Source organism: Arthrobacter methylotrophus (assembly GCF_039539965.1).
Lineage (GTDB): Bacteria > Actinomycetota > Actinomycetes > Actinomycetales > Micrococcaceae > Arthrobacter > Arthrobacter methylotrophus.
This window is the reverse complement of sequence record NZ_BAABED010000001.1, coordinates 3,763,628-3,782,656: the sequence shown is the minus strand read 5'-3', so window position 1 is coordinate 3,782,656 and position 19,029 is coordinate 3,763,628. Positions and strand designations below refer to the sequence as shown.

Annotated in this window: 23 protein-coding genes; 10 read left to right on the top strand and 13 right to left on the bottom strand. The window is 58.9% G+C overall.

Going from position 1 to position 19,029, the window contains the following annotated elements; all coding sequences use genetic code 11:
• Positions 1–74: 74 nt before the first annotated feature.
• Both ABD884_RS19540 and ABD884_RS19535 read right to left on the bottom strand, forming a co-directional pair.
• On the bottom strand, positions 75–950 hold the full coding sequence (locus ABD884_RS19540; RefSeq protein WP_345050116.1) for a nucleotidyl transferase AbiEii/AbiGii toxin family protein: 876 nt from the start codon (positions 948–950) through the stop codon (positions 75–77).
• Positions 947–1,546 (bottom strand): type IV toxin-antitoxin system AbiEi family antitoxin domain-containing protein, encoded by a 600-nt coding sequence (locus ABD884_RS19535; RefSeq protein WP_345050111.1) that lies wholly within the window; start codon positions 1,544–1,546, stop codon positions 947–949. The genes ABD884_RS19540 and ABD884_RS19535 overlap by 4 nt, the downstream gene beginning before the upstream one ends.
• Before the next feature lie 628 nt (positions 1,547–2,174).
• Here ABD884_RS19535 and ABD884_RS19530 point away from each other — a divergent pair.
• The 3 genes from ABD884_RS19530 to ABD884_RS19520 are packed head-to-tail and all read left to right on the top strand — an operon-like array spanning position 2,175 to position 3,982.
• The gene (locus ABD884_RS19530) at positions 2,175–2,732 is read left to right on the top strand and encodes an adenylate/guanylate cyclase domain-containing protein (protein WP_425548298.1); all 558 of its coding nucleotides are present in this window, start codon (positions 2,175–2,177) and stop codon (positions 2,730–2,732) included.
• 39 nt (positions 2,733–2,771) lie between these two features.
• Complete coding sequence (locus ABD884_RS19525) at positions 2,772–3,473, top strand: adenylate/guanylate cyclase domain-containing protein (protein WP_345050100.1); 702 nt, start codon at positions 2,772–2,774, stop codon at positions 3,471–3,473.
• Positions 3,473–3,982, top strand: coding sequence for a Pycsar system effector family protein (locus tag ABD884_RS19520; RefSeq protein WP_345050097.1), 510 nt, complete (start codon positions 3,473–3,475; stop codon positions 3,980–3,982). The genes ABD884_RS19525 and ABD884_RS19520 overlap by 1 nt, the downstream gene beginning before the upstream one ends.
• Before the next feature lie 17 nt (positions 3,983–3,999).
• Here ABD884_RS19520 and ABD884_RS19515 read toward each other — a convergent pair whose 3' ends face one another.
• The gene (locus tag ABD884_RS19515; protein ID WP_345050091.1) at positions 4,000–4,128 is read right to left on the bottom strand and encodes a hypothetical protein; all 129 of its coding nucleotides are present in this window, start codon (positions 4,126–4,128) and stop codon (positions 4,000–4,002) included.
• A 12-nt stretch (positions 4,129–4,140) separates the two neighbouring features.
• The gene (locus tag ABD884_RS19510) at positions 4,141–4,626 is read right to left on the bottom strand and encodes a hypothetical protein (RefSeq protein ID WP_345050086.1); all 486 of its coding nucleotides are present in this window, start codon (positions 4,624–4,626) and stop codon (positions 4,141–4,143) included.
• A 351-nt stretch (positions 4,627–4,977) separates the two neighbouring features.
• Between ABD884_RS19510 and ABD884_RS19505 the strand changes: the two genes are divergently transcribed.
• Positions 4,978–5,160, top strand: a complete 183-nt coding sequence (locus ABD884_RS19505; protein WP_345050081.1) for a hypothetical protein — start codon at positions 4,978–4,980, stop codon at positions 5,158–5,160.
• A 323-nt stretch (positions 5,161–5,483) separates the two neighbouring features.
• Here ABD884_RS19505 and ABD884_RS19500 read toward each other — a convergent pair whose 3' ends face one another.
• Positions 5,484–6,722: an IS110 family RNA-guided transposase gene (locus ABD884_RS19500; RefSeq protein WP_345055079.1), complete on the bottom strand. Its 1,239-nt coding sequence runs from the start codon at positions 6,720–6,722 to the stop codon at positions 5,484–5,486.
• A 265-nt stretch (positions 6,723–6,987) separates the two neighbouring features.
• Entirely contained in the window at positions 6,988–7,122 is a 135-nt protein-coding gene (locus ABD884_RS19495; RefSeq protein WP_345050078.1) for a hypothetical protein, read from the bottom strand.
• A gap of 603 nt (positions 7,123–7,725) precedes the next feature.
• On the opposite strand from ABD884_RS19495, the gene ABD884_RS19490 reads away from it, so the two are divergent.
• From ABD884_RS19490 to ABD884_RS19475, 4 genes are all read left to right on the top strand, one after another.
• Positions 7,726–8,907 carry a Fic family protein gene (locus ABD884_RS19490; RefSeq protein ID WP_345050072.1) on the top strand — a complete coding sequence of 394 codons (1,182 nt, stop codon included), beginning with the start codon at positions 7,726–7,728 and terminating at the stop codon, positions 8,905–8,907.
• Between the two features lie 810 nt (positions 8,908–9,717).
• Positions 9,718–9,900 (top strand): hypothetical protein, encoded by a 183-nt coding sequence (locus ABD884_RS19485; RefSeq protein WP_345050067.1) that lies wholly within the window; start codon positions 9,718–9,720, stop codon positions 9,898–9,900.
• A gap of 49 nt (positions 9,901–9,949) precedes the next feature.
• Positions 9,950–10,171: a hypothetical protein gene (locus tag ABD884_RS19480; protein ID WP_345050063.1), complete on the top strand. Its 222-nt coding sequence runs from the start codon at positions 9,950–9,952 to the stop codon at positions 10,169–10,171.
• A 187-nt stretch (positions 10,172–10,358) separates the two neighbouring features.
• Positions 10,359–10,490 carry a hypothetical protein gene (locus tag ABD884_RS19475; RefSeq protein ID WP_345050059.1) on the top strand — a complete coding sequence of 44 codons (132 nt, stop codon included), beginning with the start codon at positions 10,359–10,361 and terminating at the stop codon, positions 10,488–10,490.
• A gap of 81 nt (positions 10,491–10,571) precedes the next feature.
• On the opposite strand, the gene ABD884_RS19470 is transcribed toward ABD884_RS19475, so the two are convergent.
• From ABD884_RS19470 to hxlB, 4 genes are all read right to left on the bottom strand, one after another.
• Positions 10,572–11,045, bottom strand: coding sequence for an NUDIX domain-containing protein (locus ABD884_RS19470; protein ID WP_345050055.1), 474 nt, complete (start codon positions 11,043–11,045; stop codon positions 10,572–10,574).
• 282 nt (positions 11,046–11,327) lie between these two features.
• Positions 11,328–11,981 (bottom strand): GPR1/FUN34/YaaH family transporter, encoded by a 654-nt coding sequence (locus ABD884_RS19465; protein WP_345050053.1) that lies wholly within the window; start codon positions 11,979–11,981, stop codon positions 11,328–11,330.
• A gap of 125 nt (positions 11,982–12,106) precedes the next feature.
• A complete protein-coding gene (gene hxlA, locus ABD884_RS19460; protein ID WP_345050051.1) occupies positions 12,107–12,730 on the bottom strand; it encodes a 3-hexulose-6-phosphate synthase in 624 nt (207 codons plus the stop codon).
• 119 nt (positions 12,731–12,849) lie between these two features.
• Positions 12,850–13,449 carry a 6-phospho-3-hexuloisomerase gene (gene hxlB, locus ABD884_RS19455; RefSeq protein WP_345049957.1) on the bottom strand — a complete coding sequence of 200 codons (600 nt, stop codon included), beginning with the start codon at positions 13,447–13,449 and terminating at the stop codon, positions 12,850–12,852.
• A 450-nt stretch (positions 13,450–13,899) separates the two neighbouring features.
• Here hxlB and ABD884_RS19450 point away from each other — a divergent pair, with 450 nt between their 5' ends.
• Positions 13,900–14,337, top strand: a complete 438-nt coding sequence (locus ABD884_RS19450) for a MaoC family dehydratase (protein WP_028266004.1) — start codon at positions 13,900–13,902, stop codon at positions 14,335–14,337.
• Between the two features lie 176 nt (positions 14,338–14,513).
• Here ABD884_RS19450 and ABD884_RS19445 read toward each other — a convergent pair whose 3' ends face one another.
• Positions 14,514–14,744: a hypothetical protein gene (locus tag ABD884_RS19445; protein ID WP_345050040.1), complete on the bottom strand. Its 231-nt coding sequence runs from the start codon at positions 14,742–14,744 to the stop codon at positions 14,514–14,516.
• A gap of 1 nt (position 14,745) precedes the next feature.
• On the opposite strand from ABD884_RS19445, the gene ABD884_RS19440 reads away from it, so the two are divergent.
• Positions 14,746–15,159, top strand: coding sequence for a transposase (locus ABD884_RS19440; protein WP_345050036.1), 414 nt, complete (start codon positions 14,746–14,748; stop codon positions 15,157–15,159).
• 120 nt (positions 15,160–15,279) lie between these two features.
• Here ABD884_RS19440 and ABD884_RS19435 read toward each other — a convergent pair whose 3' ends face one another.
• Positions 15,280–15,753 carry a riboflavin kinase gene (locus ABD884_RS19435; RefSeq protein ID WP_345050030.1) on the bottom strand — a complete coding sequence of 158 codons (474 nt, stop codon included), beginning with the start codon at positions 15,751–15,753 and terminating at the stop codon, positions 15,280–15,282.
• Positions 15,754–15,919: 166 nt separating this feature from the next.
• Entirely contained in the window at positions 15,920–18,973 is a 3,054-nt protein-coding gene (locus ABD884_RS19430) for an ATP-binding protein (protein WP_345050025.1), read from the bottom strand.
• Positions 18,974–19,029: the final 56 nt, after the last annotated feature.

Below are 19,029 nucleotides of genomic sequence, written 5' to 3'. Positions count from 1 at the left end.
CAGGAACCTGCATCGACGACGACACTTTGTACTTTCGTGTTGCTGCTACTCCCGGTGCAGGCTGCCAGAGCGGTCTATGACCAGATGCGCGCGTTGGGGTTCCACCGGTGGTGGTCTTCGGCGGTCCCGTCGAAGACTGGCTCCATGAAGATGAGGACTCGCTCCACCTGCGCGTCGAGGTCCTGTTCGCAGAGATCTTCCACCTTTAGTTTTCGGCGCCATGCAGCCCATTTCGCCTGCCCGATCGCACCATAGCCGGCCATCAGGGCACGGAGCGGTTCGAGCTCGGCTCCGCGGTGCGCAGCCACGCGTGCCGCTGCTTGCCGGAGGTCCCACGCGCTGAATTCGAACCGGTCAGACAGGACTGCCACGTCCAACAGGTCCCGCCATCGGGTGCTGGTGGTGCCGCGCTGGAGCATGGTGACGGTCTTCTCTGCGATCACGGTCACCAACGGGTGGCCCTGCATCTTTACCGATCCGCCGAGCAGAGACGGGAGGGCTATCTGCTCCGGTTCGGGCCAGATGGGGTCACCGGTACTGATGTCGAGCTTGATGGTGATTTTCGCCCGGCCAAGCAGTCCTGGAAGCGAGACGCGCAGGCCGCTGTACTCGTCTTCGTCCCGGATCTGTTCGATTTGCATGGACGCGAGGTCGAAGACCAGGCCGTCGTCCACGACGACGTCGCAGACTGCTTTCACGACTTTGTTGAGGTGATCTACGTCGAGTTGGAAGTCGAGAGCCTGCATGTCGATGTCGCGGGTCGGGCGGCGCAGCGCGTGGGCGGACAGCAGGACGCCGCCTTTGAGGCAGAAATCGTCCGCGTAAGCGGTGGCTGTCAGTCGGGCTAGGAACCGCTCGAGCCCGTACAAGGTGAAGATCTCATCGGCGGGACGTTTCCGGTCCCGGGCAACTTTCTGCAGTTGGAGGTAAATGGAGCCGGTCGCCGTCACAGGAGGACCTCCAGCGCTTGCCGGAGCGGGCCCTTGGACCGGGGGACCGACGAGGCGATCTCCATGAGCCTGGCCGGCTGGGATCCCGGGCGCTTGAGCCAGTTACGCAGCGCTTCGATTCCAGTTTCGTATCCCGTGGTACTACGAAGGCGAAAGGCGTCAACGATCGATCGTTCGGGGGAGTAAATACCAATCCTCGCCTCGTCGGTCCCTTCAACGGAGATGGTGGAGCGGCCGATCTCGAACGTGGCCTTGTCAAAGAGATGCCAGGTGACCGGGGCCAAAAGTAGCGGGGGAGTTCTACCGCGGGGTATGGCCAAGTCAATGCTGGCAGGGATCTCATCGATCAGTCCATGCCGGGCGAGAGCGCTGTTGAGACAGATCGTCGCCAAGGGGGCCTTGCGGGAAGCTTCAAGAAGGTCAATGTCGGCCTCCAGGCCGGTCCCGGTGACGTACAGCCCGGAGCCGATCCTTTCAACCAGACCGGCGCTCCGCATCCGGTACAGGCTCGTGTGGGAGACGCCGTGCTCTGCGGCGTCGGAGAGGCTGAAGGGGCCGCGGGGCAGCCGGTCCAATAGGGGGCTTTGGCGCTTCATGTTCATAGTCTACGACAGATAACTCCAGCTGTCGTGGAAAATGGCCGAGGTTACGATGATGATAACGCCGCCGGCGCCGGTGCTAGCTAGCAGTGATGGCGATAGCCGGCATGATCAGCAGTATGACCAGGTAGAGGCGTGTCGCGGCCGCTAGGAAGGTCCTCAGCCTGCGGTGACCGCGAGGGCAGCAAACGGTTCCGCTGCTCCAGGGCCCCGGTACGCACGATCACCGCATCCACCGCATCCGCCGGGAAACCCGTGTCAACACACCGAAGGAAATATGGTCAGTCAACCGTTCAGGACCCTCCGGGGTCACCCATCCACTACGCGCCATCCGGAAACATTAACACAACCGAGTTAAGTAAACGGCATTGCCTCTAGGTAGAGGGCTAGGCTCCATGGAGTTGCTGTGGGACCTCAAGTGTCACCGGTGGTTAGTACGATTAATTCAATAGAAACCATCGTTGGGGGAAGTATGTCAGTAAAGTCCGACGACATCACGTCGCGCATTAGCGATATCTTAGCCGAGCCATGGGTCATAGAAGATGGCCAGGTAGTTCCTAAGACAGAGAATGTCAGTCAGAAGAACGGGGGCAAGCGACTTGAAGCCACCTATCTGTATGCGGACTTGGCGGACTCCACTCTCCTGGCTAAGACCTATGTTCCAGAGTTCACCGCCAGAGTGATGCGGATGTACCTACGCGCAGCCGTAGACGCCATACGCTTCAAGGAAGGCCACATCCGCAGCTTCGACGGCGACAGAGTAATGGGGATCTTCATTGGTCCAAGGCGCCGGAATAACGCCGTCGAAGCCGCGCTCCACATCAATTGGGCGGTGAGCGAGGTCATCAATCCTCAGCTCGAGAAGCATCTCAAGAACTCGAAGACGACGTGGTCGCTCAGCCACCGTGTGGGCATTGATGACGGAAAAACGCTGATCGTCCGCGGCGGTGCACGTGACAACAGCGACTTGATCTCAATCGGGACGGCGCCAAATGTCGCCGCCAAACTGAGTGGCATCCGCAAGGAACCTGGAACCATTACGATCACGGATCGTGTCTACAGTCGCCTTAATCAAAAGAACAAGCTCATGGGCGAAAAGCCGGTGTGGAAGAACGCTGTCGATCGACAGGTCGGTCCCCACACTATCAAGACGTACAGCACGTCGGGTTGGAGAAAGCCGTGACAGGCACTTCTCCCTCCGTCTTCGTCCGGATGGAGACTCGTGTATCCGTCAATTGAATCTTCCGTTACCGAAATACTTCGCGAGACTTGGAACATCACCAACGGAACGAAGGTACCAACGACTGACGACGTCGTGATGAAAAACGGCGGCCGGCTCATTGATGCCACATACCTTTACGCTGACCTGGCCGGTTCAACAGCGATGGCCAACAGCCTAAAGAAGGAAACCACGGCCAAGATCATCCGGTCTTACATAAACACAGCTTCGCGCATTCTGAAGCACCAGGGGGGCGAGATCCGGAGCTTTGATGGTGACCGGGTGATGGCAATTTTCATGGGTGATGACAAGGAATCGAAGGCGGTTCGGGCTGCCTTTGCGATCAACTGGGCAGTCATCAAGGTCATACGTCCAGCGGTAGAGGCTGCTTGGTCGGACGGCAAAGACTTCTGCGATATCAACCATGGTATTGGGATAGACACTGGAGAGGCGCTGGTCGTCCGTGGCGGCGTTCGCAACGACAATGACCTCATCTCTATCGGCCGAGCGCCCAATCGCGCCGCCAAGCTCAGTGAGAAGCGCGATTCATATCCGATCACTATCACCCCTGATGTTTTCGAGGCTCTGTCCCCCGAGGTGACGATGTGGAAAGAGGATTCAAGTTTTTGGACTCGGGCACCGATGCAGAATGACGATGGATTCTTCGAAGATCTCTACCGCTCCTCAGGATGGTGGGAGCTGTGATGGACAATAAGGACGCCGTCGACACCGCGTGGAAGATCCACGCTGCTCATGTTGACTGGACAGGCAAAGTAGACACCAAAGCCACGTTTGCCTTCGCGTTTTGTTCAGCTGTTATTGGCATCGCGGTTGGCCTATCCGCCAAGGATCGTCTTTACTCGGGACTCGCCAATGGCACATCCATCACCTTCTACTGGATGGGTCTATTAGGGCTTCTGGCTGGTGCAATTTTCGCAATCACTGCCGTCATCCCCCGTCTGAAATCCGAAGGCCTCCAGAAGGCGTCAGCGGAAAACTTCATCTACTTTGGACACACCCAGCACTGGGAGCCCGAGGATCTGAAAGACGCCCTCACTAAGCGGGACATCTTGCCGGTCATCACTAGGCAGATCACGGTCATGGCCGACATCGCCTGGCAGAAGCACCGATGGGTTCAAATATCCATGTGGTGCGGGGCTAGCGGTGGCGCACTACTAGTAGCTAGCGGACTGATTCAATCGTTCCTGCGCTAGCTACTAGCTGAGACGCTTTACTTGCCCTTTGACGGCCTTGGCGTCGGCTGGGGCTGCGGCTTGCTTCCGCTCTTGGAGATACTCGTAAGCGTTGAAGGAATTTGAACCTTGGGCTTCGGGGTTTGTTGCGGCTGTTGCTTGGACATTGAAGTGCCTTTCTAGATGAACTCGAAGTAGTGCAGGGCGGAAAGGATAATGCTGGTCAACAAGGATGCAGCTAGAAGACCATAGCCAAAGCCAAGAGGCTTGCCGAGGTGATTTAGGTGCTCCCTGTCAGCGTCTAGTGAAGCCGCAGCATCGTCGACAATGCTCTTGTGGGCGTCGTAGAGATCGGCTTCCAACCGCTGCTCCATGGACTTAGACGCCATCGCGTCTGCCCCGTTCTGGGGTCGCAGCGAAAAGAGTCCGATTACCGCCGCACATACCCCCATGGCGACGCTGAGATATTGCCATCCGATGTCCGGCTGCTTGGCCTGGAGGACGCTAGCGATGCCCGACGCGGTAACCAGGATGGATGCCCTGGTGTGCATGCTGCCGATTCGCTGAAGAAGCAGGGGACGCTGACGGCCGATCTCATCATGGATCAACTTGAGTTGTTCCGCCGGTTCAACTTGGTCCGGTGTCTTGCCTGATCTCAGCCTCATGACTCAAAGCTTACGAGCGGTCCAGACGATGGCCTAGGGGGGACACGCTGGGGCAACTTTCTTGCTGCCCATGCACCGCAGGGTTGTGCTAGCGGTCTTCCCTGCGAGGCGTCACCAACGTATAGGGTGCAAAAACACGTCATCGCATCCGAGTTTTTAACGCCAGTAGAAGAATCGAATAAACGCCCTAGTTGGCACTGTTTAGAATCGTCATGTATATTCCCGAGATATCGAGATCATAACGCGCCGTACAACATTCTCTCTATGGCCTGAGAAATAGCTAAAGGCGTATAATGGTCCCAACTCCATCAACAAATCCGCGGGAGTCCTTTTCATTTGAAGGTGGGAATAATGGAGACGAATACTCCCCCTCTTCAGATGCCCTTCTTGAAGCCAGACCCGCACCATCTGGCTGGCATACCAATCATGACGGTGGACAACCGGTTCCTGGAGCAGCCAGCAGTGAGACAACGCCCAAAAAGGAAGCACCGCATCCGTCGATTCGTCTTCCTGCACGCCCCTCGCAATGAATGACTAGGTGGACCATCGAGGTCCCGCATAGAAGGGAGGAGGAAGCTAGACGGGCGCTGTGTCGATTGCAGGGTCTAACAGGCCGACACCAAGCCGGCCATTGCAACCGACTCACCTTTAACTCACCTGAATCAACGTCAAACAACAACTATTCATCAGTTGTCGCTGACCGCAAAAACCTCTAGATTCCGGGCATAATGGCACCTTTCCCGCCTGCCACCAGGCGTCTGGGGCTAAAGCGGGGGTCGTCGGTTCGAATCCGACAGGGGGCTCTTAGTTTGGCTCTGACGCGAAGATTTGATTCGCGTCAGAGTCCGCTGCTGTGGTCAGCTAACGCGGTCGAGGGTCACTTGGTAGCCCATGGTTTCGAGCTGGTGGACCGCCCGGCTCGTTGCCCGTTCCGGGTGTAAACGGGTGTAGAAATCGCTGCCGGGGTCCTCGTAGAGGGTCCCGTCCATGCCCATGTGCCATATCGAGACGAGCATTTTGTGCTGGATCGCGACGTTTGCCTTCTGCGGACCTCGCCGGGAAGCGATCCGCCGGTATCGGGCGCCGAGGTAGGTTGTCGGGTTCTGTGCACAGGCCATTGCCGCGGCGCCAAGGGCTCCTTGGAGGTAGGGGTTGCCTGGGCGGGTCCTGGTGGATTTGATCCGTCCAGCGGACTCGTTACTGCCCGGGGTCGTGCCGGCCCAGGATGCAAGATGGCCCGGTGTGGGGAACCTGGACGTGTCACCTCCGATTTCGGCGATGATCACATCGGCAGTCAAGACACCGATGCCGGGAATGGTGGTGTTCAGCTCTCGGAATCCGTGAAAGGGCTTGATCACCGCCTCGATCCGCGCGGTAATGTCCTCAATCGCGGCCGCGTGCCGGTCGATCAGGTCCAAATGGACCCGGGCGAGGAACGCGTGGTGCTCGCTGAACTGGCCCGTCAGCGCCTCGATCAGCTCCGGGATCTTCGAGCGCAGCCGTCGCTTGGCCAGGTCCGCGAGGACAGTGGGGTCGCGCTGGCCCTCGACCAAGGACTCGAGCATCAGCCGTCCGGAAACATCGGTGATGTCCGAGGCCACCGCAGAGAGTTTGATCCCGGCGTCTTCGAGGAGTTTCTCGAGGCGCTGGATCTCACGGCCTCGTTCACGGGTGATCGCGGTCCGGGCCCTGGTCAGGTCCCGCAATCTACGGATCGGCTCCGGTGGAACAAACGAACCACGCACCAGGCCGTGCGCACCGAGTTGGGCTAGCCAGGTGGCGTCGGAGACATCGGTTTTGCGGCCTTGAAGATTCTTCACGTGCCGGGCGTTGACCAACATCACCTCGACGCCCGGCAGGTCTTCGAGCAGGTAGTAGAAGGGCTTCCAGTAGTCTCCGGTCGCTTCCATCACCACACAGGTGACCCCCTCAACGGCAAGGTGTTCTCGCAATGCGAGGATTTGGTTGGTCATCGAGGCCCAGGTCGTCACGGTCTCGATTGTTTTGCGACGTCCCGCCCCGGCGATCCGGACACAAACCTTTGCGTCCCTCTTGTAGATGTCGGGCCCGGCACAGCGGACATGGACGACTTCCATGGCTACTTCCTCCTCCATATCAAACAGGACCATCACTGATGTCCGTCGCGGGGAGGGCAGGGAGAAAAAGTAAGTCTGACGCTCGTGCTCGAAGGCAACAATCCACGGTTCCCGTGGAGCCCATCCACCACCATGCTGACCTACAGGCTCAGCGGCACTACAGAGCAATCGGGGTCGACCACGACGAACCCTTTCAGTGTGCGCCATGTAGGCGGGCAACGACCACAGACCAGCCGCTGCCAAGTCTTCGCGCACCACGGAGCGCCTAGGAACGAAGGCGCCGCATTGCTGACCTGCGGCTTTGGTTCTGGAAGGCTTGCCCAGGAGGTCTTATTCGAACCGGGCCCACCAGAAACTCACCATAATCGACCTCGGCGGCATCGTGGTTGGAATCTGTCACACCTCGTTGCCCTCTAGACCTCGATGCCTTGTGTCCCGGTACTGGTTGAGGAACCGGACGTTGCCTTTCGCGCAATGATTGCGGCTCCGTGGAGCCCTGCGTCGTCGCTGAGTTCGGCGTGCACTCACGCGGGACGGGGTAGCCGTCCCGCGTGAGTGAGTCTCCCAAAGCCTGCGTGAGGGGTCCCCAGAGAGGTTCGCCTGCCCGTGACACTCCGCCACCTAGCGCTATCAGTTCAGGGTCGATCATCCTCACCAGGTTGGCGAGGGCTTCCCCGATTCTGGTACGTAACCCAGCGTCTCGAAACGCTGCGGCTGTAGTCTGGCGGGTCGGAAGGCACGACTTCTACGAAACATTTCCCTTCCTAGATACAGCGGCGTGATCTCGGGTGAGACACCGAACGTTCACGGAATGCCTCCACCGGGCGGTCTAATCCACAGTTCCCACCTAACGGTGGGGCGCTAAATTCTCGCGCATCTACAGATCTGAAACACTGTCTCTGGTGGGTAACCGGAACGAGCTGATTCTAGTCAACAGGCTTTTGACTAGAATGTGTGTTGTAGTGTTCAAGTCAGCAAGAACCGCCTGAGATTGAAGGAAAGTATGGACGTCGAGAGGTTTCGCGAGAGCCCGATTGGAAGTTTGGTGCCTATCCGAGGCACAGATGGGCTGAAACGTGAGTACGACCATTTCGCGTACGTTCCCCATCCTTTGGGGAAGGAGCCGGAGCTTAGCAATTCCGCCTGGCACGCCGTGAGTCGGGCTAACAGAGCTCTCGGTGCACTAGACAAAGCCAGCCGACAAGTACCAAACCCAGCCCTCATCCGCATGCCGATGATCAGGCGTGAGGCTCAAAGCACGTCCGCTTTGGAGGGCACTTATGCTCCTCTTGACCGAGTGCTTGCGGTTGATGACACGTCTGATAAACCGCGAAGTGCGGAGCTAGACGAAATCATGAACTATGTCGAGGTCGCGGAAAGGGCCTTTGATTGGGTCCAAGCCGGCCGGCGGATAACCCCTGGCTTGCTTACTGACCTGCATCGAACTCTTGTGAAGGGGACTGCAGCAGACAACGCAGACGCTGGCGCTGCTAGGTCTGTGCAGGTCGTTATTGGAAGCCGCGGCGCTGATATCACGGACGCGCGTTTCATTCCCCAACCCCCAGGTATAGAGCTGGATGCGGCTGTCCGAGACCTGTTGGACTGGATAAACGAAGCCCCTGAAGGCGGGCGAGATCCTGTGATTGCTTCTGCCCTTGCGCATTACCAGTTTGAGACTATCCACCCTTTCAATGACGGGAACGGTCGCTTAGGCCGGCTCCTGATTGTTCTTGGTCTGATGCGAGACGGCGTTGTTACAGAACCGCTGCTCAGTGTCTCGCCTTGGTTTGAGGCCAGACGGGATGTTTATCAGGACCAGCTTGCCCGGCTAAGTGAGACAGGCGACTGGTCCGGATGGGTGGAGTTTTTTGCGGAGGGCATTGCCGCATCGGCTCAGGAGACTGCCACGCTCGTTGATGATCTCCTGGACGTCAGCCAGAAACACATGGATACGCTTCGAGGAGCTGGCGCGACCGGCGTGATACTCGATGTGGCCGGATCCCTCTTGGCGAGCCCGATTGTCACAAAGGCAAGGCTGGCCAAGAAGTTTGGAAAGAACTACCAGACCATCAGCAACGCCGTGGTGAAGTTGCAGCAGCTCGGGATCTTGGAAGACTACCCTTTCGAGGCTTCGCAGAACACCTACATAGCCTCGGACATTTTTGGCATTCTGACTCGGAGATGATTCGGACTCTAGTTGTAAGCGCTTCTACTGGAACACGCGAGGAAGTATTCAAGTGAACTTGAATCAACTCCTTATGGTTCTAGTGAACCGTCTGCTCACTAGAACGGATAAGAATGGATTCAATAAGAATCGAATGACGTGAGGATTCTTCTCTGGCCCAGTGATCACAGAGTGTGGGTGTCGCTTGCCACCACGAGAGGGCTCTCAACGGACGCTCAATCCACGGATGCCTTGTTCTGTGGCCTGCCATTGGGATGACGTCGGGGAAATCATGAACACTCGCCCGCCCTACACAATGAAGGACTGGATGGACCATCTAAGTCCACCTGCAGACGGGAGAGGAGGTAGACGGACCTGTGTCGTTTGCAGGGCCGACAGCAAGCGGGCCGTTGCAACCGACTCACCTTTAACTCACCTTAATCAGCGTCAACCAATGACAATTCATCACCCGTCGTTGCCTGCAAAAACCCCTAGATTCGGGGGAGAGCGACCATATTCAAGGCGCACATAGGCGTCTGAGGCTAAGGCGGGGGTCGCCGGTTCGAATCCGACAGGGGGCTCCAGATTGTGGCTTTGAGTTGCGGATTTAGTCGGGCCGGACTGGCGTTTTTGCAGCCTGACTTCTCGGGATGGAGATTCCTAGAACGGGAGCGATGCTCACAGGGTCGTGGCACAGAGCAATTTGAACATTGACCACGACACAGCCCCGCAAGTGCGGGCCGGAGTCGGGTTAGCTGCGTCGGCAGCTCGCAGCAAGAACACCCGCCTCCTAGCGAAACAGGCCTGGATCGCCTCCCGCCATGGTGCCAAGTGCCCAGATCGGCCGCGCTTTCAATCCTCGTCAGCGTCTACTACATGTTGGAACGCAATGAGCCCTACCGCGATCTCGGATCCAACTGGCTGCAACACCGGCGCGACGAGGCCCATACCCGACGGCTGGTAGCCAAGCTCGAACATCTTGGTCACACCGTCGTCATCGACCCGGCTGTCTGATTTCCAGACCCGCCTATTGTCCGGAGCGATACCTCCGGTGTGGTCGCCTATGCCCTGCTCGGGCTATTCACGGGTCTGTGCCGTTGTAGGGTCACATGGCATGCTCAACGGTCAGCGCCTGAATGGCGGCGCGGGTTTCTGCACCGACCGTTCTTTCCATTATCAGGGCTCCTTCGAGACGGTGGTCATCACCCCGAACCCGGTCATCCATTCCTGCGCCGGCCAGTACCACCGGTTCGTGACGGTGGAGTCTCCGGCCACCGCGGCCTAGGAGGCAGCCCGCTTCCGGATTTCGTGGGCCGAGTGACCGCCCTCCTTCTCCAACCATTCGTTGGTCCAGGCATCCTGGCTGACACGTCGCCGCCGGCCAGGGGCAGCCCGACGGCGTTGATAAGGATCGGCGCCATCGGGTTCTTGTAGCCCGTACCAAGAAGGAATTCCAGCTGCTGGGAAATCCCGTGGTCATCGTGCATGTTCTCGGACTGTGCGACGTCAACGCCCGCGTCCAGCACCACCGCAGCCAGAGCCTAGGCCGCGGTCCTGTCCACCGGCAGCGGACCGGGATCGGTGCCCCAGCCCGGTGGCCTTGAAGATGCCGATATATGCCAAGTTTGGCGCGATTACCTCGTCCGAAGGTCAACAAGGCTGAAGATCCAGTTGGGGTATGGCGTCTAGGGTGCGAGGAATCCGGTTGCATGAAGCACGCTGTCCAGCCAAGGTACGCGGTCGGCAAAGCGCTTGACCTTGCCTGGCGCTGTCCAGCGGTATGAATCATGCTCCCAGTCGATTTCGAGCCGGCGCTGGGATGTGACGGCGGTGAAGGTGTGGACAAGCCACGGCCTCCCGTCATCGTCATGAATCACCAGGACAGGCCCAGATCGGAAGTCGAGCAAGTTTGTTGCGAGTATGCCCGTTTCCTCGAAGAGCTCCTCGAGAGCCTGTTGCCGGGGCGTCGCTCCGCGTTCGAGGTAGCCGGAGATACAATGCCACAGGCCTCGGTCGTGGTCGAGAAGCTGACTTCGCTTCAACATTGCGATCTGTCCCCGACACTCGATGACAATCGCTACCACGGCGTGCGCTGAGGGAATTGTTGACGTCTGCACCGGAGCTACGCCGAAGCCCAGTGATACGTTTTCGATGCACATGATCCATCCTTCGCGTGCCTGTATCCCGAAAGATCGTTGGCTGGCTGAAAGTCGATTCGAGTCAACGGCGAGGGACGTGAGTGGCATTTGTTCGTCGTTGTAGCCGGTTCCTGTTGCAGGATGTCGGCGTATCGGTGGTGTGATGGGGCTGATGACAAAGACCTTGTGGCTCCTATCTGGTCTCCGTGGCAGGACCGGGCAGATTGGCGTCGCTCCGACCCGTGACGTCGCAGCGGGACCGTGCCCGCGGCGACGTCACTCGGTCCCCGGAGACCGAACTGATCAGCGGACGAGCGGCCTCCCGAGGGGCAGTCCACGGCCACCGGTCTGGCTCCACATCACGTCGATGTAGAAATAGATGGCCACTGCAACAAAAGCGAAGGTAAACCAACCTCCAAGGTTGATCATGCCGGCGTTGCCTTGCACGGTGCCGATGAGGAGCAGGACGAGGGCGATGTCGACGAACACGAGCATGAGGGCGTTACCCCAGGGCAGACGCAACGTCACAAGTGTGAGCATCACGAAAATGACCAGCCAGCATGTCAGCCAGAGTGTTTGAGCGTTCACCACCTGATTCGAGGGAATGCCAAGCCATCCATTGATGAGTCCTAGCGACAGCGTGCCATAAGTGGCAAAGAAACCGAAGAACAACACGAAGATGCCAGCTGATACGTTCTGCCCGAGCGCACAGGCCCAGACGGCTGCCAGCAGCAGGCCAACGGCAGAGGCCGCGATCACTGTGGGTAATGCAGCGGCAGCTGCGCCGGCGGGCACAAACCCGGTGTTGACCAGGCCCAGACCAAATGCTCCGGCGATCGCCATAGGGAGTCCGACTATGCCGGGCGCGCCCTCCAGCGGGCCGCTTAACGGAGCCGATGGGGCTGCGGGCGCTTGGGAGGCAAGGGGCGGGTTGTCGATAAGAGAGGTGCTGGACATGGCAGAGGAACTCCTATGGCTGTAGTTAAATGTGCGAGATTCGGACCAGGCGGTGGTTAGCGCTGACGGGTCTGGGCGGGTGTTGGCCCTGAGCAAGGCCGCGGGACGCCACCAGAGACGGGGGGTTAGATGATGGCGGCGCGCAGTGCCTTGGCTGCCAGGGCCGGGTCGGCTGCACCGTAGATCGCGCCGCCGGCGACGGCGACATCAGCGCCGGCCTGCTGCACGGCGGCGATGGTGGACAGGTTCACGCCACCGGCCACGGAGAACGGAACACGGGCTTCGGCTCCGGCGCTGAGCAGACCGTTCAGGTCGTAACCGGGCTGAGCCTGCTCGTCCAGGCCCGCGTGCATCTCGACGAACTTCGCACCCAGCGCACGGACTTCCTTCGCACGGCTAACCTTGTCGGCCACACCGATAAGGTCAACCACGATGCCCTTGTTGTGGGCCTTGGCTGCCTTGACCGCACCGGCAATGGTGGAGTCATCAGCGCTACCCAGCACGGTAACCAGGTCCGCGCCGGCCTTGAAAGCGATATCGGCTTCAAGTTCTCCCGCGTCCATGGTCTTCATGTCAGCGAAAACGATCTTGTCCGGGTGGGCTTCCTTCACAGCAGTGACGACAGCAAGCCCGGCAGCCTTGATCAACGGGGTACCCAACTCGATGATGTCCACGTACTCGGCGACCTTGCCGGCCAGTTCGAGAGCGTCTTCGGTCGTGAGGAGGTCCACGGCAACTTGGAGTTTCATGATGATTTTATCTTTCTGTAGGGAACTGCAGAGATGGTGATGGAAAAAACGGGGGCCCCGCTAAACCAGGGACCAGTAACCCGGGGCCAGCCAGACCGGGGCCGGTAACCCGGGGGTGGTTATTCGAGGTTGGCGTGCCTGAGCCACAGCTGTTCAGCCGGTTCGTCGGCGTTTTCCCACAGCGACTGGAACAAAGCCTCGGTAGCCAGGAACAACACCTGCTCGAACAGGGAACCGGAGTACTGGCGCGAAACACTCGAACCATGATCGGTCTTCTGCGCGGCAGGAATGATCACCAACGCGTCGGCCAGCCCGGCCAGCGGCGATTCCCGATTAGTGGTGAACGCGGCAATACGCGCCCCGGCCTTCGCCGCGGTCTCCGCGGACTTGACCACACCCGAGGTCGTTCCCGACCCCGAAGCCACCAAGAGCAGGTCCCCGGACGCGATTGCCGGAGTAGTGGTATCCCCGGCAATATGGACCGTCAAACCCAAATGCATCAGCCTCATCCCGGCCATGCGCAACACCAGACCGCTCCGGCCCGCCCCGGCGACGAACACCCGGCCCGGCTGGCCAAGATGCCCCGCAAGACCAGCCAACTCCTGCACATCAATCTTGGCCGCCGTGTCCGCGATCTCATCCCTGACAAGCGCCAAATTACGCACAATATCACTCGTAGTGCTATACACCGCACGCGTCGCGTTAGCTGTCGGATTCACGATTTGGTCCCTTCGATTCGGCAAACGGCCATAAAGGCCGAATGGGTCCTTCTGATTGATATCCATGATCTCGAAGCAAACTTGTAGGGGTAACGCCACCCTGCCCGGATGGCTTAGGTGCCCATGGCCCTCAAGGTCCATTCGACGGAAGAATTTGGCGCCCCCGGCTCATCGAGAGCCAGCGCGGATCCAACAGTTTCAGATTCAGGATCCACAACATTTCCCTTCCAGTGTGGGATGAGTCACAGACATGGTGCATCCGTGGTCATCACGGATTTCTACACGGAACCCAGTACGGATTGACCCGGATGCGTATAACCGTGATTCTGTTGGGACACCTTCCCCAAGCTGAATTGGCTCAGAGCAAGAGAAGTTCAAGCGGACGGTCTGGGCTTGGGGCGCGGGTGACAACCACGGGACCGGCGACACCTACTACAAGAAAGGTCAGACATGACCCTGAACCAAACCCGCACCCGGCCCGTTGTCGGACAAACCGCCCAGCTGTCACGAACGATCACGGACAGCGACATCGGGCTATTTACCGAGATCAGCGGTGACCATAATCCCCTCCACTATGACCCGCAGGCGGCAAAGGCCTCCCGGTTTGGGGAAATAGTGGTTCAAGGCGGAGTCACCAGCGCCATCTTGAACGCCGTTGTGGCGGAAGAGCTGCCTGGTCCCGGTACAGTTTTTTTGAATGTTAACTGGGACTTCAAGGCACCCGTCCGTCCCGGAGACGTAATAACGGGGCACGTATTAGTCATGGAAGCGCGCGAGGACAAGCCGATTACCAAGCTTAGGACTTGGGTTGTCCGCGACGACGGGACGATCGTCCTTGAAGGCACGGCTGTGTGCTACACAATGGACCTTTCCGGAAAGGGCGAGTGACGAGGAGCAGCTGCCCATACGCCCACTCCGGTCTCAGCCGTCCGCACTCCGCGTACGGTGTCGGCACCGCCATTTTCACCTGCCTGTGAATAACGTGTCACAGATATCGAGGTCCTCGTTCGGGCTGCGAGGGGTCCGCGTCGAGGCCGCCCGCCGGCTCCGCTACGCCCTCGTGGCTACCGTGACCGGGTCGGGAGGACAGGCGCTGTGGCTTCCTCCTCGTTCGGTGCCTCATGGTGGCGGTCAAGCGGGCTCTGGACTCCGCGACCCTGACAACGCCAAACGTTGATGCCTCGCCACGGATGAGCACCGTCGTCGATCTGGACGCCGGACAGGTGCTCGGGATCGTGGACGGCCGCTACAGTGAGGGGCGCGTCGGAGACTGGCTCTTCGCCCGGCCGCTCCACAATGGGACCGGGCGTACAGGTCGTCGCGATCGACCCCTCAGCGGCGTTCCGCAAGGCAATGCGGATGTGGCTCCCGCGCACCGCAGTCTCGGTCGATGCGTTCCACCTGGTCAAGCTAGGCAAGGACATGCTCACCGAAGTCCGGGAACGGCTCGCCCAGCAGGTCCATGGCCGGCGGGGACGCTCCATCGATCCGGTGTGGGCCAACCGCCGACTGCTCCTGCGGGGCGGCGACACCCTCTCGGACCGGGCACGGAACAGGCTTAGCACCGTGTTGGGGACCGACGGATGCCACCTTGAAGCTGCAGACCGCGTGGCGCATCAAGTAGCCGCTCCGGATGCTGTTCGCCACAGGGTCCCTCGCCGACCCGGTTACGGCGAAAGACAGTATTTCTCGACCGGTCACATGGACTAGCTCTGTGCCTGTGGAAATCCGACAGTGGGGCAATTGTTGAGTATTTTCCACGGAAGTTGCAACGTCTCCTGCGCGAGGCGTCTGGTCCTGACGGGATCGGAAGCGGGCGATTGGTCCTCTTTATTCCTCACCGAGGTAGCCGCCCAAGCCGGCTTGCGCAGCCCAACTGCGAACACGTGCAACGTCGTCCTGGATCTGATCCACGAGCTCAGACGTGCCGGCGAATTTGCGTTGTGAACGGATCAGGGTGTGCAGCGTCACCACGAGGCTCTGCCCGTAAAGATCGCCGGTGTAGTCCAGAAGGTTCGCCTCCAGCAGACTTTGACCTCTTGAGTAGTAGGTCGGCCGGTCGCCGACTGATATAGCCGCAACATAGAGCGAGCGGTCAAGTTGAGAGCCAAGGTGAACTGTGCCCGCCCAGACGCCATTGCTCAAGTTATTTGGCGGTATAGCGATATTGGCCGTCGGAAAGCCGAGCAGCCGTCCACGATGGTCTCCATGACCAACCACGCCGGTGATCTGGAAATAGCCGTTCGGACCCGCTTGGGACTGCGGGGTACGTGAAGAATTACATCTTGTTGGGTCTTTTTTCAATTGAAACTCCTCGACAAATGACTAAGTGTTGTTTCGGCGTAAGCCTGACTTCCGATGGTGCGGTTTAAAGACTCACCTCACGTCCCGTTGAGGTGCGGGTTCCTTGGAACCTCACACGAACGTGCGGCGTCGGCGCCGCTGGCAAGTCAGAAGCGTCTGCAGTTCATCAATGGCCAGTGTCGGCGAATCCCGGCAATCTGCTCGCAGTCTGGTTCGGTTCCAAGTCCAGATCACAGATCGCAACATGACGAGGCATCGTGAGCTTCATGTATGTAGCACGAGCGTCTCGCAGATACGACTTTGCCCGCTCGGACGATGATTTTTCACCACTTTGAAGAAGCATCTTTCCGTGAAACCTCAACGTATGGGCGCGCTCCACAACATGGGGAATGCTCTCAGCATCCTGAAGAGCTTCACGGAAGTACCGTTCTGCGCGAGTCCAGTCACCAGCGGCCGCGGCGGCAATCGCAGCGGAACGTTTGACCAGGCGACCGGCTCGGAATTCAATGCACACAACGCCGGTACGCTCGATACATTGTTCGATAGCAGGAAGCAATTCGGCGGCCTGCTTCAGCTCTCCCAAAACTACTAGACCTTCTACGGCTGTAAGCGCCGCCACCCATGAGCCGCATGTGTTGGCCTTATCCAGCTGCGGAAAGGTGTTTCGATTCTTTTCAAGCAAACTCATCGCGGCCTGAGAATCTCCCATGTATGCGAGCAACTCAAACAGGGCAGACCATCCCCACCCGACCATGCCTGTCTCCGCTTCTGTCTCAAGAGCGGCTGAGTATGCCTCCTTTGCCTCCTCCCATTCGCCGGCGAGAAATTTGGCTAACCCAAGCCATGCAAGCGAATGCTCCGGCGTTGCTAGACCAACGGCATGACAGAATGCGAGGTCCTTGCGCGCAAATCTCTCAAGGGCGGCCGGACTTCCGTTCTGAAAGAACTCGATCATGGCGTTCATACGTGTGTGTTGTTGTTGGGCGGCGTAATTGCCCACTCGAACCGCGATTGGGGCAAGTTCTGCGCCTATCGCGCGGGCTTCACCTAGGCGACCTAAACCAACAAGTGTGTAGTTCAAAAAGCCCAGCATGCTTGTCAATGTCCAGACATCACTGGAGTGGCGTAGTATCTCCAAAGCCTCGTATCCCGCTGCGACCGCCTCCGTGTGCTCGAGGAATGCAGGAAGCTGCATAGCTCGCATAGCCAAGCCATGTCCTCGAAGCTCCGTATCCTCGAGCCGGGACGCTATTTCCAACTCTCGACGGATATTATCCACACTTGACTCGTACTCACCGCTCCACGCCTGGGCAAATGACAATGCGCCAAGCAGCCTTCCTCGTTCTGCGCCCTCGTGACTGCCAAGCCTCTCGAGTCCATAAGCCGCCAAATCGCGAGCTTCTTTCATCCGGAAAAACCAAAACATAGTGTGAGTGGCCTCGCAACTCGTGCGGGAAATGGCTCTAACATCGCCCATTTCCGCGTAGATGTTCAGGGCGGTGCGCAGCGAGGCTACCGAGTCGGGCCAACGACCGATCATACGCAACGCCAAGCCTCGCTGGAACCACAATTCCGCACGGTCAGAGGCTTCGGCCGTATCCATAATCACCATGGCCTGATTCAGATAGCGAAGTCCCTCTTCTGCCGCGGAACTGCCCAGGGCGGCCCTGCCGGCCATCGTGAGATATCGCATAATATTTTGCCGGTCTGAAATCGGGCCCGCTTGAACCAAGTGCCGTGCGATCTCATCTGCCCGCTCTTCCAAGGCGTGCGAAAACAATTGCTCCAGTGCTGCAGCCGCTGCAGCGTGGATTCGACGCACCCGAGCAGGCGAGACGCTCTCAATTATTGCCTTACGCACGATGGCATGCACAAACTCATAGCGTTCAACAGCGCCTGGGGAAATCCCCGTGACATCGTACAAGAGCTGCGCTTGCGTTGCTTCCTCCACTCCCTCCAAGAGAGTCTGATCATCAACCTCGGCGAGTCGTTGGAGCACGCTTAGTTCAAATGCCTGGCCTAAAACAGCGGCCATCCCCAACATGGTTTGCGTCTCTTGCCTAAGTCGCCGAACGCGTGCCGCAACGATGTCCTTTACTCCGTGAGGTACATCTGCATTGCCTGCTGATCTCGGTCCGTTATCTTCCCCCAGACTACGGATCAGTTCTCCGGCATACAGAGGGTTTCCCCGTGTTTCAGAGAAGATGTCATAGGCCAAGCGTTCAGAGAAGATATCATCGCGGGACACTGCCGACCCCACATCTGCACCCAACAGTTGGGCTACCTCGAGCCGATGCAATCCGCCCAACTCAAGCTGAACCGGCATTGCATCGCGGCGCAGCTCACCTAGAAAGTCGATCAAGGCATCTGAAAAGTATCCCGGGCGAAGAGTGCAGACTATCAGCGTACGTTCAAGCATCCCCCTCTGCATGAGGTGCCTGAGCAGAAGGAGTGTTGGCTCAGGAGCCCAGTGCAAATCATCAACTACGAGTAGCACCGGAGAAGACGTCGATGCTTGACGGAAAACGCGGGTGACGGCATCGAACAGCCGAGAACGGATAAAGTGCGGATCTGAGTGCATCGCGTCAACGGGAACCCTTGGTAAACGAAGGCCGGAATTTGGAACAATCCGGCTCAATTCTTCAGCTAGATCACCAAGTTCCGCCGCCAAACGTCCCGGATCACAGGCACGGAGATAGGGGGCTAGGGCCTGGCCGAGAGCCTCGAAAGGGCCTGCCACGTCTTCATCGCAACGTCCATGCAGCACCACTGGATCATCAGTGACTGATATTTGTCGCGCGAACTCAGCAACCAGCCTGCTCTTTCCAATGCCTGCATCGCCCGAGATCAGCACAAGGCCCTGCGCGCCTCCCTGCACCTTGCCCCACTCATTGTGGAGCTGCCGGAGCTCTGGGCCCCGGCCCACGAACTCACCTGCGCTGGCCATGCGTAGCAATGACGGGGGAGCCTCCAGTCGCACTGGCTCAGCGTTTTGGTTAGCCTGCACAGCAGCCACCAACCCCGAGCGGTCAGTGACCTCGAACTTCGTCAAGAGATTCGAGACATGACTCTCCACGGTGCGTACGCTGATACTTAAGGCGGCAGCAATCTCGCCGTTCGTCAGGTGGTCAAGAACCGCCTGAAGCACCTCCCACTCCCTGGCGGTGATACCCCGGTCACGGAGCGACCCAGATTGCAGTTGCTTGGAGTCTGCCGGCATTGAATGGATTCCTCTCTGAACCCCCAAAGGTGTGGCAGTTAAACACTACACTCAAC

Coding starts and splice junctions, on each gene's coding strand:
- hxlA (WP_345050051.1), bottom strand. CDS start 12,730: ATGAAACTCCAAGTTGCCGTGGACCTCCTCACGACCGAAGACGCTCTC.
- ABD884_RS19440 (WP_345050036.1), top strand. CDS start 14,746: ATGGGACCGGGCGTACAGGTCGTCGCGATCGACCCCTCAGCGGCGTTC.
- ABD884_RS19510 (WP_345050086.1), bottom strand. CDS start 4,626: ATGAGGCTGAGATCAGGCAAGACACCGGACCAAGTTGAACCGGCGGAA.
- ABD884_RS19520 (WP_345050097.1), top strand. CDS start 3,473: ATGGACAATAAGGACGCCGTCGACACCGCGTGGAAGATCCACGCTGCT.
- ABD884_RS19480 (WP_345050063.1), top strand. CDS start 9,950: ATGCCCTGCTCGGGCTATTCACGGGTCTGTGCCGTTGTAGGGTCACAT.
- ABD884_RS19430 (WP_345050025.1), bottom strand. CDS start 18,973: ATGCCGGCAGACTCCAAGCAACTGCAATCTGGGTCGCTCCGTGACCGG.
- ABD884_RS19470 (WP_345050055.1), bottom strand. CDS start 11,045: ATGTGCATCGAAAACGTATCACTGGGCTTCGGCGTAGCTCCGGTGCAG.
- ABD884_RS19500 (WP_345055079.1), bottom strand. CDS start 6,722: ATGGAAGTCGTCCATGTCCGCTGTGCCGGGCCCGACATCTACAAGAGG.
- ABD884_RS19465 (WP_345050053.1), bottom strand. CDS start 11,981: ATGTCCAGCACCTCTCTTATCGACAACCCGCCCCTTGCCTCCCAAGCG.
- ABD884_RS19505 (WP_345050081.1), top strand. CDS start 4,978: ATGGAGACGAATACTCCCCCTCTTCAGATGCCCTTCTTGAAGCCAGAC.
- ABD884_RS19450 (WP_028266004.1), top strand. CDS start 13,900: ATGACCCTGAACCAAACCCGCACCCGGCCCGTTGTCGGACAAACCGCC.
- ABD884_RS19535 (WP_345050111.1), bottom strand. CDS start 1,546: ATGAAGCGCCAAAGCCCCCTATTGGACCGGCTGCCCCGCGGCCCCTTC.
- ABD884_RS19515 (WP_345050091.1), bottom strand. CDS start 4,128: ATGTCCAAGCAACAGCCGCAACAAACCCCGAAGCCCAAGGTTCAAATT.
- ABD884_RS19490 (WP_345050072.1), top strand. CDS start 7,726: ATGGACGTCGAGAGGTTTCGCGAGAGCCCGATTGGAAGTTTGGTGCCT.